Raw genomic sequence first — 13,153 nt, forward strand, 5'->3', positions numbered from 1 at the left:
GTCGATGCTTAAACCAGTTGTCATCTGCAAAAAACGAGCTTATTCGATTTTGCCGGCTTTGGCGTCATTTTTCATTTTGTCGTTGGCAAAAACGGCGATGTCAACACGCCTGTTTTTAGCCCGACCTGCTTCCGTTGAATTATCAGCAACCGGTTGCGATTCGCCGTATCCTTTTTCGTCGATCCGGCCACCTTTCACACCCAGCGACTGCAGGTAAGAAGCTACTGCGTCGGCACGCTGCCTCGACAGTTTCAGGTTGTAATCGTCAGGACCCTGCGCATCGGCGTGACCTTCAATAACCAGGTCCGTATCGGGGTATTTCTCCAGTGTCTGGGCAAATTCGGCCAACTGACGTTTTGTTGCCTCTTTGAGGTCCGACTTGTTAACGTCGAACAAAATGTCGGAGTTGAACGTGATTTTGATGCCTTCGCCAACCCGTTCAACGGTAGCGTTGGGCAAATCGCGCTTCAGTTCTTCGGCTTGTTTGTCCATCCGGCGACCAATGACGGCACCAGCGGCACCACCTACAGTAGCCCCCAGGATGGCACCCAGCACAGTGTTGCCTGATTTGCGGCCAATAACCCCACCAACAACAGCACCTGATGCCGCGCCAATGCCGGCACCACGCTGGGTCTTATTGGTGTTACGCTTAACGGATTTACAACTGGTAAGCACGTCGCTGGCGGTGAGGCTGGTAAGCAGCATCAGCGCCACGGCCGTGTTACGATTCATGATGAAGTTAGACATAGCGTTGTGAATTGATTTGCTACCACATAGCCAAAACACGTACCAACACTAATAACGAATAGCCTTTCTGTTAGCTGAAAAACGACTTACAGTCTGTTAATCAGTCAGTTATTAGTATATAAAATAAGTCTAGTAAATGACGACATAGCCTAAATGTTTCCTACAGGCATAGCATAGGATAGACAAATTGGGGAATTAGTTCTACGTGATAAGTGGGGTTATATATCCCGACAAGCAACTCAAGTTATGATAACACGGTTAAGCCGGTTTCCCGATACATGGTCAGGAGCTCAGGCGACGCGTCGTTGTCTGTGATTAATGTTTGTACGAGTGTCAAAGGAGCGAATTGCAGGTATTTGGTCTGCTCTAGTTTAGAGGAGTCACAAAGCAGATACGCGTGTTGAGCCTGTTGAGCCATAGCCATTGCCGTGCTGGCTTCGTGCTCACTGTTAGCACTTAACCCGTTGGTCGCCGAAACACCGTCTACCCCAATGAATGCCCGTGTGGCCCTGTAGAAGCTAATGTGTCGCTCGGCCATCAGCCCATGCACCGCCTGCCGCGCCGCATCGACCTCGCCCCCGATAAGATTAACCGTAACCGATGAACCCAGCAGCTCGGCCATGACCGGCAATGAGTTGGTAATGACCTGAATACGTTTATGACGGATGAATTGACAGAGCTGAAAAACGGTGCTGCCACAATCCATGAACATAATGTCGCCCTCATGGATAAACTCAGCAGCCAGCCGGGCAATATGCGTTTTTTGTTCAACCCGCTGAGCTATTTTATTGTCAAACCGCACCGGGGTACTGGCCAGATCGAGTCGCATGGCTCCTCCCCGTGTACGGTAAAGAAGTCCCTGCGCCGCCAGTTCGACCAGGTCACGGCGCACCGTCATGTCCGAGGTTTGTAGCAACAGGGCCAGTTCGTGTACATCGGCAGTGCCCGCCTGCTCAAGGGTTTGAAGGATTAAACGCTTTCGACTTTGAAAGTTCATGATAGGTGAGTTTATTTGTTCAAAAATAAACAATTTCAAACAATAATGAACAATATTGCCTATCCCTCTATCTGCATTACGGAAGAAAAGCTGCTGTCGGACAATTGGTACGTGTTGAAACGATACACGTTTGACTATCAGCAAAAGAACGGCGCATGGCTTACACAGCAGCGCGAAGCCTATGACCGTGGGAACGGAGCCACGGTGTTGCTCTATAACCCCGACGCTGACACCGTGATCCTGACGCGACAGTTTCGGCTGCCCACCTACGTCAACGGCAACCCCACGGGTATGCTCATTGAAACCTGCGCGGGCCTGCTCGACGATGACCACCCCGACGATGCTATTCGCCGCGAGATGGAAGAAGAAACGGGCTACCAGATTTCTGACGTGCAAAAAGTGCTTGAGGCTTACATGAGTCCCGGCTCGGTTACGGAACGGCTGTTTTTTTATATCGCTCAGTATAGTGCCAGCACAGCCCGGCAGAACGGGGGAGGGGTGGACGAAGAAGAAATAGATGTGCTGGAAATGCCCTTTGCGGAAGCCCTGCGCATGATCGAAACCGGCGAGATCATGGACGGCAAAACGATTATGCTGCTGTACCACCTGAAACTAAAACAAGCCACTAGTATATGATGATTCTGATTGCTGGCCCGTATCGCGGCGGCACGAACGATGACCCGGCGTTGATGGCCGAAAACCTGGCTCATCTTGAGTCGGCAGCCCTGCCGTTGTTTCGGGCGGGACATCTGCCCATGATTGGCGAATGGGTGGCCCTGCCCCTCATCCGTCTTGGTGGCTCTGCTAAACCCGGTGATGCTGTCTGGAACGAAATCCAGTATCCGGTAGCGCACCAGCTACTGGAAAAATGCGATGCTGTTCTGCGGCTTGAAGGGGCTTCGGCGGGGGCCGACAACGACGTTAAGCTAGCTCAGGAACGTGGCCTTCCCGTCTACTTTTCGCTGGCCGATGTGCCCGGTGTGCCATCGGCTTAATGGGTATTTGTTAACCACCCCAAAGCGAACCCTGCGTTTGAAAGCGGTGTTTTTTAAGCAGACAACTCAACGATATTGAACCCGTTTTCATGATCAAATTATTGCTGGTTTCGGCCCTTTTTGGCCTGACCGTGGCAGCTCCATTGGCCTGTCGGCAAAAGACGCAGGTAGAGGTTGCCACGCCCCCCGCACGTACCCTGGTCGACGCGCAACTGCTGGGCACCTATACGCCCGATCAACTCAGAAGTCGCTACAATGGGGCTACTTCGTTCCTGCGATTGCTGACTCGCTATGGCATCCGGGTGTATAAACTCACCTACCACACAACCAACACCGACGGTACGTCGATCCTGGCCTCCGGGGCGGTGCTGGTGCCCGACACGAAAGATTCGCTCTCGCTGATTAGTATGCAGCATGGCACCATCAGTGGCGACGATCAGGCCCCGTCGAATTATAAATCGAGCAGCGAGGCCTACCAGTTTGGGTCGGTGTTTTCGTCGGTGGGGTATATTGTGGCGGCCCCGGACTACATCGGCTACGGGGCGTCGAAGGCGCTGCCGCACCCCTACGAGCACAACCACAGCCTGGCGCAGGCATCACTCGATATGCTGCGGGCCACGAAAGAGTTTTTGGCCGATCAGCATGTGAACTGGGATCGTCGATTATATACGGCGGGCTATTCGGAAGGAGGCTACGCCACAATGGCGTTGCAGAAGAAACTGGAAGAAGAGGCCCCCGGCGAGTTTAACCTGGTGGCGTCGAGCATAGGGGCGGGGGCGTATGACAAGCCGGCGTTCATGCGCTACGTGACTGGCACAAAAACGCAGGGGCTCAGCGACGTTAACCGGCTGTATCTGTGGGTGTTGCTTACCTACGACCGCGTTTATGGGTTGAACCGTCCGGCTGCGTATTATTTCAAGGAGCCGTATGCCAGCCGGGTAAAGGCAGACGGACGCCACGCGCTGATTAACGTTAGTTTTAGCAATGCCCTGACCGATGAATTCAAGGCGGCAATCCAAAACGGCACCGACTCGGCGTTTATCAAAGCCGTGCAGGATAACGACATCCACGACTGGAAACCCACCACGCCCACCCGCCTCTACCACGGCGATGCCGACAAGACGGTGTTTTATTTTAACACCCAAAACGCTTACAATGCCATGAAGCAGCGGGGAGCTACCAACGTGTCGCTCTTCCGCCTGCCTGGCCGCAACCACGCCACGGGCATCCTCGATTTCGTGCTGGGCACCTATGATTTCTTCGGCGGAAAATCGATGTGATTGCTACGGGGTGCAGGAGACCCCGTAGCAATCACCACTCACTAATCGTCGTCATCCTTCCTGGATACCTGAACAAAGGCACCGCGACGGGGGGCGGGCATCACTGATTTTTCGCCTTTGACGGTCTTCCAGATGATCTCGTTGAACAACCGGTCGTCGATTTTGTCGGCGTAGCGCAGGTCTATCTTCTCTGATTGGCGGGCCGGTTCGGTCCAGGCGGTGTTGCGGGCGTCGAGGTCAATGTTGGCCGGAATATGCGTGTAGGGCGTCGCGGTGGGGGTGTTGGTGAAGCAGGCAACCATTGGCCGGGCGGCAGCATCATACTGACTCATGGGCGGGAGACCCAGAATCAACTCTATCGTCCGCAGCATACCCGACGTAGAATACATGGTGTGGTCGATGTGCTTCCGGCGCGTGTAGGGGCTGATGACCAGCGCAGGCGACCGGTGGGCATCCACGTGATCAGACCCGTTCTGGGCGTCGTCTTCGAGCACAAAAACCGCCGATTCGTTCCAGATCGAACTATGCGAGAGGTAATCGACAAACTGACCCAGCGCCTGATCGTTGTCGGCAACGTGGGCGGCGGGGGTGGGTGCTCCCAGGCGGGCGCCGCTCGTGTGGTCGTTGCCCAGGCGGATGCTGCTGAAGTGCGGCACGGCCCCGGCGGCAATAAGCGAGTCGATGTCTTTTTTCCAGATCTCTACCCGTTTAAGGTCTTTGATCGTCATGTCGAAGTCGGGGTAATTGGGGGCAAACCGACCGTTGAGGGCCGATCCTTTTCGTTTTGAGTAGGCCTCAAACTCGCCGTAGCTGCGGTACCGAAGGCCCGCCCGCTGGCAGTAATCCCAGATGAAGCCTTTTTTTGGAAAGGCCACCGGGCGGCTCCCTTCATAGTCGTAGGTGCCGCCACGCCCGCCATAGCTGGTAGGCCAGTTTTTTTCGGTATAATCCGTAGCGTAGGCGGCCGTGCTCCAGTTATGCCCGTCGGCGCTCACCTCAGCATCGACATAAAAATTGTCGAGTAGTACAAACTCCTTAGCCAGGGCATGGTGGTTGGGCGTGATTTTTTCGGGGAAAATACACAGCGACGAATCGCCATTGCCGCCGGGAATATCGCCGAAGATCTGGTCGTAGGTGCGGTTTTCCTTGATGATGTAAAAGACGTACTTGATCTGCGCCGACTTCTGTCCTACACGCATGGGGATGGGGGATGCCGCATTCCGGTTGCTGGTTTCGCCGAGGGCCATTGTTTCCTGCTCTTTTTTGTAGGGGGTGTTCTGGTACACCTGCTTCGAGAGGGCGGCTAAGGCCGTGGTGGTGGGCATGGGAAACATCGAGAGTGTACCCGTAAACAGCCCGGCAATGTATTCGGTGTTGGCTTCGCGGCGTTTGTTGGGGTTAGGGCCGTTGGGGTTGGCTTTGGAGGTAAACCCTTTACCATTGGCAACGAACACGTTCTGGCCAATGGCCCTCACCGCCGTTGGGTACCAGCCGGTGGGAATGAAGCCCAGCGACCGGCTTTTGCCCGGCTGCGATACGTCGAATACGGCCAGGCAGTTATTGTCGGCGTTGGCTACGAGCAACTGATTTTTCACCAGGGCCAGGCCGTTGGGCGTACTACCTGCCGGGGCGTTGGGATACAGCGACGTGACAATGGTTTCGAGCACTTTGCGGCTTTTGACGTCAATTACCGATACGGCGTTGTCATTGGCGCAGGCTACGTACAGGTAGCGGCCGTTGGCGCTGAAAACGAGATCATTAGGGTGACTGCCTGTGCTGATTTCGCCGGTTAGCTTTTGCTGTTTCGGGTCGTAGACAACCACTTTTTCACCGCCCCAGATCGTGATAAACAGTTCGTCGCTCACCGGCGACCGCAGGCAGGTGTAGGCTTCGGCGGGGAGTTTGATGCGCGTTTTCACCTGCTTCGTCATCAGGTCGCAGATATACAGCGCGCTGTCGTCTTTGGTGACGGCGTAGAGCGTTTGGCCCGATTTGTCGGTCTCGATGCCCGCCACCGAAATTTTATTGGGCCAGGGCTTACCCAGCACCACCGAATCGGTTTTCACGAGCCGGTCATTCGCCGTGGAGTAGATCAACACCCGGTTGTCGTTGCCGCCCGACGCCAGCAGCGTTTTGCCGTCCGGACTAAATTTCAGGCCTACCCACGACTTGCGGATGGGCACTTCGCTTAGCACGGTTGAACCGGAGGGGTCGATAAGCTGAATCGACTGGTTGCTCTGCCCGTTGTTGGTTACGGCCAACAGGGTCCGGCCGCCGGGTTTACCCGGCGGCGACACAGCTATGTTCAACGGCAGATCACCCAGCGGCAACGACCGCCCCAGCGGGGAAAGGCTCCAGCCGTTGGGTAGGGTCAGGCGCTTAGCCGTTTGGGCATGGGTGTGGTGGTGCAGCAGCAAGAGCAGCGCGAAGGGTAGCAGCCGTGTTCTCATAGCGAGGGTAGTTTTTAGCAAACATACAACCCATTCAACGGTGCTGTGTTAATCAGCCGTTAAGCAGCAGACTTTTGTTTCTAATCCACTGATAGAAAGGTAGTTGCCTTTATAAACGTTATGCCCCTTGCCGTTGACCAAAGGAGTAGCAAAGGCCGTCGGGGGCCACAACGAAAAAGACTTTCCACTTCACATCGCCATGTTGTTGAAAGCTGAAGTCGGCCTGTTGGGTTGGCAGGCCCTTGGCTTTCAGTTCAGCAAATGCGCTGACTACATCATCGACTTCGAAGAAGCAGCCATCCTGGCCAGGATCGCCGCCGTTTTCGGCCAGACCAAGTTGAAGTGAGTCCCGGGCAATGATGGCCGATTTGCAGGGTGTGTCCTTCCGGGATATTAGCCGGAAACCCATTGTCTGCTCGTAGAAGGGCAAAGCCGCGTCGAGGTCATTGACGGGTAAGTTCATGATGTCCTGCTGGTAGGGCCAGGCTTTTTTGATGGTCGCTTTTGGCTGTTCCATTCTGTTTGTGGTTTGGTAAGGATGTGTTGCTGCGTATAACCGCTTGGTTTGCCGCTCGCACAGGCCCAAAGGTGAAGCCTTCTCAACGTAATCTTTTTACGTTGAGAAGGCTTGCTTACCAAAAAGTTGCTGGTATTTATCCCACCAGCGGCAGGGTGACCACAAACTGACCAGCGTCTTCGCGGATGGTGGGCACAGGCTGGTTGAGCATCTGGTATTTAGAGAGAATGTTGGCCAGACCCAGACCCGGCGAGGCGACGCGTACGCTCTTGCGCTGAACGTTATTGCGTACCTGGAGCCTCTCCTGGTCATCGGTGGTGATAGCAATATGAAGGGGCTGATCGGGGAGGGCGATGTTGTGCTTAACGGCGTTTTCCAGTAGCAGTTGCAACGTCAGTGGGGGAATCTGGCGGGTCAGCAGGGGGGTGTCTACCTGCCATTCCACGCGCAAAGCACTGCCATGCCGCGTTTGCAGCAGGTGGCAGTACGACCGGCTGAAAGCCAGCTCGGCCGCTAACGAGGTTAATATCTGGTCATTGGATCGCAGCAGGTAGCGGTACACCGAACTTAGCTCGTCGAGAAACAGGCCTGCCCGCTCGGTGTCGTCTTCGATCAGCGCGCTGAGCGAGTTGAGGCTGTTGAACAGGAAGTGCGGGTTTACCTGCGCCTGCAGACCCCGTATCTGCACCTCCACTTTCTCCTGCTCCATGCGCCGCAGGGTCAGCTCCGCTTCGAGCTGGGCGCGGTGGTGTTTTTCGCGTTCATGTTTCAGCTCCTGCTCGATGGTGGCGGCCCGCACTGCCGCCCGCCGTTGCCGGTAGCTGAGGCCCAGTGAAAAGCAGACCAGTTCGGCAATGATACCCGCCTGCATGTAGGTCAACGACACCCGCCAGAACGGTCCTTCCCAGTTTTCATTGGGCCACGCAAACGACATAAACATGGCTGTGAGACCACCGGCGAGCAGAAAACCGGTGCCCGTGGCATAAGCCCGCGACACCACGTCGCCCAGTTGGACCATTTGCCGGATGCCGTAAACACCCAGCACGGCCATAGCCAGCCGCATGGTGATAAACGATGTTTCGTAGAGCGATGGTGACCAGGGCAGCCAGTAGCACAAACCAAACTGCAGCGCCACATAGGTGGCAATACCGAGTTTAACTACCTGCAGCTGGCGGTAGAAACGGGGCAGGTGGCGACGCAGGTCAAGGATGGCGTCGGCAAAATCGAAGTAGACATAATAGGCCCCCATGGGTGCGGCGGCCCGCACAAACCGGTTGGTTTCTGGCGAAAACCAGTCGCGGAAGGCATAGACGCGCAGGCCGAAATAAAACAGCCAGGCCAGCATGTAGAGGGTATAAAGCCCGTAGCTGCGGTCGCGGTATGTACTCCACTGCACCACGTTCAACAACATGATCGACAGCACCATACCGGTGAAGACAGCCCCCCAAAGTTGAAACGTCATGGGTGTTGTTGAGTTTAGTAGTAGCAATGGGCAGTGCCAGGTGTGGTAGGTTGCTGTCGTCTGGCTCAGGGTGGTAGCAACCTGCCCACTGCCTACTTCGTAGCGATGAACGTGGCGGCGACGCCGGAGTTATCGGAGATTTCGACGCTCAGTTTGTTGCCATTCAGGGTGGCCACCTGGGCGTTGTCGCCTTTGAAGGCAATGGCGCTGCCGCTGGCGCTGAGTTGCAGGCCGTTGACGTTGCCTACCAGCACCTCGCCATTGTCTGACTTCGAGCGGATGTTAAAATCGATGTTGGCTGTGGTTTCCGTAGCGCGGGTAATGCTGATGGTGCCTTTCAGGTCGGCCTGGGCGGCGGGGTACGTCTTGCCGCCAGTAGCCACCTCGGTCAGCGTATACTGCCCCGCGGCGCGGGTGCCCAGATCGCCGGTTGGCGTGGGGGTGACGTCGGCGTCCTTTTTGCAGGCACTGAACAGTGACATAGCCAGCAGGCCGATAGCGAGGCGACGGGTAATGATTGACGTTTTCATCAGTAGTTATTGTTTACTGGTTAAAAAAAGGAAGGTTCTGCCGCGTTGGCGATGTAAAGGTGGCAGCGGGCCAACGCAGGGCAAATGACTTAATATCCCAGTCGTCAAAACAAGCCGATGAAGTGTCGTTTGCTGGAAATAAACCGATTGCCGCCAGCTACGTACAGACCCAAAAAAGCCCACACTGACGAAACAGCGTAGGCTTTTTGATCTTGTGTGATTGGCCCTGTGCTGAAAAATAACCCAGTCACCAGTCACGCACTTATGCCCGGTCAGAACCCGGCGGCGTGGCCGTCTTTGCGCGACTCGGTGGCCCCGTGGTAGACCTTATTTTTGGCGTCGTACAGGATGGCCTGGTAGCCACCATAGCCCCCGAGCCCGTAGCCCACGTTATGGCCTTTTTGCATCAGCGCCCGGATGGTTTCGTAGGAATAGCCCGACTCCAGCGTGATCGTGCCTACGCCGTCGATGCGCTCGCCGGTGGGTTCCGACCCGCCCGCGTGGTCGATGCGGGGGGCGTCGCCGGCTTCCTGCGGGTTCATGCCAAAGTCAACGATGTTCATCACCATCTGCACGTGACCCAGCGGCTGGAAACTGCCCCCCATCACCCCAAAGCTCATGAATGGCTGTCCGTCTTTGGTAATAAATGCGGGAATAATGGTGTGAAAAGGCCGTTTGTGGGGCGCGTAGGTGTTATGCTGGCCTTCGGTAAGGCTGTATAGTTCGCCCCGGTTCTGAAGGGTGAACCCCAGCCCGTCGGGTACCATGCCCGAGCCGAAGCCCCGGTAGTTGCTCTGAATGAGCGATACCATGTTGCCCTCGCCGTCGGCCACGGTCAGGTAGATGGTGTCGCCATCTTTCAGCGCCGGGTTGCCCGCTTCTACGGCCACGGCGGCACGGTCGGGGTTGATCAGGGCGCGGCGCTGGGCAGCGTAGGGTTTGGAGATGAGCGTCTGGACAGGAATTTTGGCGAAAGCGGGGTCGGCGTAGTACTTGGCGCGGTCTTCAAACACCAGCTTTTTGGCCTCTACAAACCGGTGAATATGCTCGGGGCTACCCCATGGAATGGTCTTGAAATCATAGCCTTCCAGGATGTTCAGCATCTGAAGCACGGCAATGCCCTGCCCATTGGGGGGAAGCTCCCAGACGTCATAGCCCCGGTAGTTGGTCGAGACCGGATCAACCCAGTCGGAGGTGTGTTCGGCCAGGTCACGGTAGCTCAGGAAACCACCCGTTTTTTTCATAAACCCGTCGATCGTGCGGGCAATGTCGCCTTTATAAAATGCGTCGCGGCCACCGGTGGCAATCTTGTCGAGGGTATTGGCCAGGGCTGGATTCCTAAATAGTTCGCCACGTTTGGGGGCCGCACCGGTGGGAGCATACACGTCCATCACGTTGGGGTATTTTCCCATCCGGGCAATCATGCTGCTCCAGTAATAGGCGGCTTCGTCGTGTACGGGAAAACCTTCGCGGGCGTAGCGAATAGCATGGCTCAGGATGGTGGGCATGGGCGTTTTGCCAAACCGTTTGTGCAGCTCGTACCAGCCATCAACGCAGCCCGGCACCGATACCGGCAACGGCCCCGCCGCCGGGATATGAGTTAGTCCTCTTTTGGTCAACTCGCTCAGCGTGAGGCTGTATGGCGACCGGCCCGACGCGTTAAGGCCGTACAGTTTTTTAGTTTTAGCGTCCCAGACAATGGCAAACAGATCACCCCCAATGCCGTTCATATCGGGTTCTACCACACCTTCCATCGCGTTGGCGGCAATGGCGGCGTCGATGGCATTGCCGCCTTTACGCAGCACGTCGATAGCGGCCTGGGTGGAGAGTGGATGCGAGGTGCAGACCATGCCATGCTGCGCCATCACCACGGTCCGGGTGGCGAATGATTTGCCCGTCAGCCGGTCCTGGGCGCGGGTGGCTACGGTACAGACAAGCAATGCCCCGGCCAGCAGGGGTAGTTGTAAACGATAGTTCATCGGGAAACAGTTTATGCCTCATAAAGCAGCACAACGGCATTTATACCAGTTTAGGCGGAAGAGTCCCATAGGCCAACGGCTAGGCCTTTCGGATGAGGGGCAGCGTGACCGTGAAGAAGTTGTCGTCGTCGTCCACGCGGATGTCGCCCCCACCCAGCAGCCGGTACTGCGTGGCGATGTTGGTGAGGCCCACCTGATTGCTTATGATGCGGGTGTTTTTGCGTTGGAGGTTGTTGCGCACCACCAGCCGGTTGTCGGCTTCAGTACGGATGCTGATGTGCAGGGGCTGTTCGGGCAGGATCACGTTGTGCTTGACGGCGTTTTCCAGCAGTAGTTGCAGCGTCAGTGGTGGCAGCAGGTGGTCGTGAAAGTGGGCGTCAACGGCCTGCTCCAGGTGAATGTTGGCCCCGTAGCGGGTACGAAGCAGGTGAAAATAGGACTGCGCAAAGGTGAGTTCATTGCCCAGCGTCGCCAACTGCGATTCGTTACTCCGCAACAGGTAGCGGTACACGCTCGCCATTTCTTCCACAAACTGCTCGGCCTGCTCGGGATCCTCTTCAATAAGCGACGAGAGGGTGTTGAGGCTGTTAAACAGAAAATGGGGGTTGATCTGGCTTCTGAGACTGTCGAACTGACTTTGCAGGTTAGCCTTTTTCAGTTCTTCGGTTTTGCGCAGCGTGCGTTCCCAGCGTTCAAACGCCCGGATACCTTCATAAAAGATAATGACCATCAGCACCACCACCAGGTTAAACAGCAGCACCAGGGGTAGTCGACCCGGCTGCATAGGCAGGCTGGGCGAATTGAGCAGGAAATAACAGCCATACAGGAACGTACAGCATGACCAGCCCGCCAGTACGCACCAGCCCAGCAGCCACGATAACCGCACAAGGGTCTGGTCAATGTCTGGAAAACGCCGGTTTAAATACAGTCCGACGGCGTTGTTAACAAACCAGGCCAGCAGCGCTGTCACGAACGTCAACACCGTGGCGATCAGAAACACCCAACCGTTGTGCCAGTATTGGTTGCCCAGCAGAATCCAGTTGAGCCCGCCCACGTAGACCGGGACAATCAGCCCCTGCATCACCTCATCCTGATTCGAGTAGCGGGCGAATTTCATAGGCTGGACGGGTAGCTGACCAGGTCGGTCGGTATGTCGGGAATTCGCTCTTTGGGGGTCAGCGGCAGGCGCACGGTAAACTGCTCACCGTCGTCTTCAATGAACGGGGCCGCTAACCCCAGCGACGTGTAGCGTTCGGCCAGTATCGTCAACCCGCCCTGCGGGGCCAGCACCGCTACTTTTTTGCGCTGCAGCGAATTGCAAACGGTCAGTGTACCAGCAGGTTGCGTGGTAATGTGCAGCGTGAGGGGCCGGTCGGGTAAGGCCATATTCAGGCGCAGGGCGTTTTCAACCAGCGTCTGAACCGTAAGCGGCGGGAGCCAGTGGCCCATGAACGATTCGTCCAGGCTGATCTCCCAACGGAGCGCGTTGCCAAAACGAGTGTCGAGCAAATAGCGGTAGGCGTGCAGGAAGGCCGCTTCGTCGGCCAGGGTTACCAGTGGGCGCTGACCAGCCTGCAACAGGTAGCGGTATACACTGGATAGTTCGTCGAGGAAGATGCCAGCTTTGCCCCGGTCTTCGCTGATGAGGGCGCTGAGCGAGTTGAGGCTGTTGAACAAAAAATGCGGATTTACCTGGTTTTTCAGGCTGTCGTACTGGCTCTGCAAACCCGCCTTTTTCATCGCCTCCGACTCCTGGATAGCCTCGCGGTACTTTTGCATGTAATAAATAAACTCGAATACGGCTCCGGTCAGCAGCACCCCAAAAAACCAGACGCCGATCCGCTTGAGGTACGTTTCGATGCCGACGGGACCGGCATTCGTGCCAGCCAATGCGTTCGATATCCCGATAAAGAGCGACTCCAGTAGGGCCGTAATCACCAGATACCCGATAAATGTCATCAACACCCGTCTACCTGTCTGCCCGATAGCGGCATATCGTTGTCGGGTATACAGTAACCAGCGTATGATAGCCTCCCAGAGCAACAGTGCAAAAGCAATACCCACGACCGTCCAGATCAGGTAGGCTTTCAGCTGATACTGAAGTTCGTTTAGAAACAACAGATTAGCCGCCAGCATCACCAGCGGAATGCCAATCAGGCGAACCCATATGTCGTTCGGGCGTTTCAGGACCAGTGC

At 56.1% G+C, this 13,153-nt stretch carries 12 protein-coding genes; 3 read left to right on the plus strand and 9 right to left on the minus strand.

From position 1 onward, the window contains the following. Positions 1-39: 39 nt before the first annotated feature. Complete coding sequence (locus J2I47_RS04700) at positions 40-732, minus strand: YiaD family glycine zipper/OmpA-like lipoprotein (protein WP_510186170.1); 693 nt, start codon at positions 730-732, stop codon at positions 40-42. 259 nt (positions 733-991) lie between these two features. Beyond that, positions 992-1,744, minus strand: a complete 753-nt coding sequence (locus J2I47_RS04705; protein ID WP_207363403.1) for a DeoR/GlpR family DNA-binding transcription regulator — start codon at positions 1,742-1,744, stop codon at positions 992-994. A 45-nt stretch (positions 1,745-1,789) separates the two neighbouring features. On the opposite strand from J2I47_RS04705, the gene nudK reads away from it, so the two are divergent. From nudK to J2I47_RS04720, 3 genes are all read left to right on the plus strand, one after another. After that, positions 1,790-2,380, plus strand: a complete 591-nt coding sequence (gene nudK / locus J2I47_RS04710; protein ID WP_207363404.1) for a GDP-mannose pyrophosphatase NudK — start codon at positions 1,790-1,792, stop codon at positions 2,378-2,380. After that, on the plus strand, positions 2,377-2,739 hold the full coding sequence (locus tag J2I47_RS04715) for a DUF4406 domain-containing protein (protein ID WP_207363405.1): 363 nt from the start codon (positions 2,377-2,379) through the stop codon (positions 2,737-2,739). The genes nudK and J2I47_RS04715 overlap by 4 nt, the downstream gene beginning before the upstream one ends. Positions 2,740-2,828: 89 nt before the next feature. Further along, positions 2,829-4,019: a lipase family protein gene (locus tag J2I47_RS04720; protein WP_207363406.1), complete on the plus strand. Its 1,191-nt coding sequence runs from the start codon at positions 2,829-2,831 to the stop codon at positions 4,017-4,019. Between the two features lie 41 nt (positions 4,020-4,060). On the opposite strand, the gene J2I47_RS04725 is transcribed toward J2I47_RS04720, so the two are convergent. The 7 genes from J2I47_RS04725 to J2I47_RS04755 all read right to left on the minus strand — a co-directional run bounded on the left by J2I47_RS04725 (position 4,061) and on the right by J2I47_RS04755 (position 13,093). Further along, positions 4,061-6,469 (minus strand): bifunctional YncE family protein/alkaline phosphatase family protein, encoded by a 2,409-nt coding sequence (locus J2I47_RS04725; RefSeq protein ID WP_207363407.1) that lies wholly within the window; start codon positions 6,467-6,469, stop codon positions 4,061-4,063. 118 nt (positions 6,470-6,587) lie between these two features. Then, positions 6,588-6,986, minus strand: a complete 399-nt coding sequence (locus J2I47_RS04730; protein ID WP_207363408.1) for a VOC family protein — start codon at positions 6,984-6,986, stop codon at positions 6,588-6,590. A gap of 136 nt (positions 6,987-7,122) precedes the next feature. Beyond that, positions 7,123-8,448, minus strand: coding sequence for a sensor histidine kinase (locus J2I47_RS04735; protein ID WP_207363409.1), 1,326 nt, complete (start codon positions 8,446-8,448; stop codon positions 7,123-7,125). A gap of 92 nt (positions 8,449-8,540) precedes the next feature. After that, the gene (locus J2I47_RS04740) at positions 8,541-8,978 is read right to left on the minus strand and encodes a hypothetical protein (protein ID WP_207363410.1); all 438 of its coding nucleotides are present in this window, start codon (positions 8,976-8,978) and stop codon (positions 8,541-8,543) included. 272 nt (positions 8,979-9,250) lie between these two features. Beyond that, the gene (gene ggt / locus J2I47_RS04745; protein WP_229374337.1) at positions 9,251-10,843 is read right to left on the minus strand and encodes a gamma-glutamyltransferase; all 1,593 of its coding nucleotides are present in this window, start codon (positions 10,841-10,843) and stop codon (positions 9,251-9,253) included. 193 nt (positions 10,844-11,036) lie between these two features. Next, positions 11,037-12,074 carry a sensor histidine kinase gene (locus J2I47_RS04750; protein WP_207363411.1) on the minus strand — a complete coding sequence of 346 codons (1,038 nt, stop codon included), beginning with the start codon at positions 12,072-12,074 and terminating at the stop codon, positions 11,037-11,039. Next, positions 12,071-13,093, minus strand: coding sequence for a sensor histidine kinase (locus J2I47_RS04755; protein ID WP_207363412.1), 1,023 nt, complete (start codon positions 13,091-13,093; stop codon positions 12,071-12,073). The genes J2I47_RS04750 and J2I47_RS04755 overlap by 4 nt, the downstream gene beginning before the upstream one ends. Between the last annotated feature and the right edge of the window lie 60 nt (positions 13,094-13,153).

The sequence above is a fragment of the Fibrella rubiginis genome (assembly GCF_017353185.1).
GTDB classification, from domain to species: domain Bacteria; phylum Bacteroidota; class Bacteroidia; order Cytophagales; family Spirosomataceae; genus Fibrella; species Fibrella rubiginis.

Excerpts from the sequence above, each read along its gene's own strand:
- J2I47_RS04700 (WP_510186170.1), bottom strand. The coding sequence starts at position 732 with ATGAATCGTAACACGGCCGTGGCGCTGATGCTGCTTACCAGCCTCACC.
- J2I47_RS04705 (WP_207363403.1), bottom strand. The coding sequence starts at position 1,744 with ATGAACTTTCAAAGTCGAAAGCGTTTAATCCTTCAAACCCTTGAGCAG.
- nudK (WP_207363404.1), top strand. The coding sequence starts at position 1,790 with ATGAACAATATTGCCTATCCCTCTATCTGCATTACGGAAGAAAAGCTG.
- J2I47_RS04715 (WP_207363405.1), top strand. The coding sequence starts at position 2,377 with ATGATGATTCTGATTGCTGGCCCGTATCGCGGCGGCACGAACGATGAC.
- J2I47_RS04720 (WP_207363406.1), top strand. The coding sequence starts at position 2,829 with ATGATCAAATTATTGCTGGTTTCGGCCCTTTTTGGCCTGACCGTGGCA.
- J2I47_RS04725 (WP_207363407.1), bottom strand. The coding sequence starts at position 6,469 with ATGAGAACACGGCTGCTACCCTTCGCGCTGCTCTTGCTGCTGCACCAC.
- J2I47_RS04730 (WP_207363408.1), bottom strand. The coding sequence starts at position 6,986 with ATGGAACAGCCAAAAGCGACCATCAAAAAAGCCTGGCCCTACCAGCAG.
- J2I47_RS04735 (WP_207363409.1), bottom strand. The coding sequence starts at position 8,448 with ATGACGTTTCAACTTTGGGGGGCTGTCTTCACCGGTATGGTGCTGTCG.
- J2I47_RS04740 (WP_207363410.1), bottom strand. The coding sequence starts at position 8,978 with ATGAAAACGTCAATCATTACCCGTCGCCTCGCTATCGGCCTGCTGGCT.
- ggt (WP_229374337.1), bottom strand. The coding sequence starts at position 10,843 with ATGGCGCAGCATGGCATGGTCTGCACCTCGCATCCACTCTCCACCCAG.
- J2I47_RS04750 (WP_207363411.1), bottom strand. The coding sequence starts at position 12,074 with ATGAAATTCGCCCGCTACTCGAATCAGGATGAGGTGATGCAGGGGCTG.
- J2I47_RS04755 (WP_207363412.1), bottom strand. The coding sequence starts at position 13,093 with ATGCTGGCGGCTAATCTGTTGTTTCTAAACGAACTTCAGTATCAGCTG.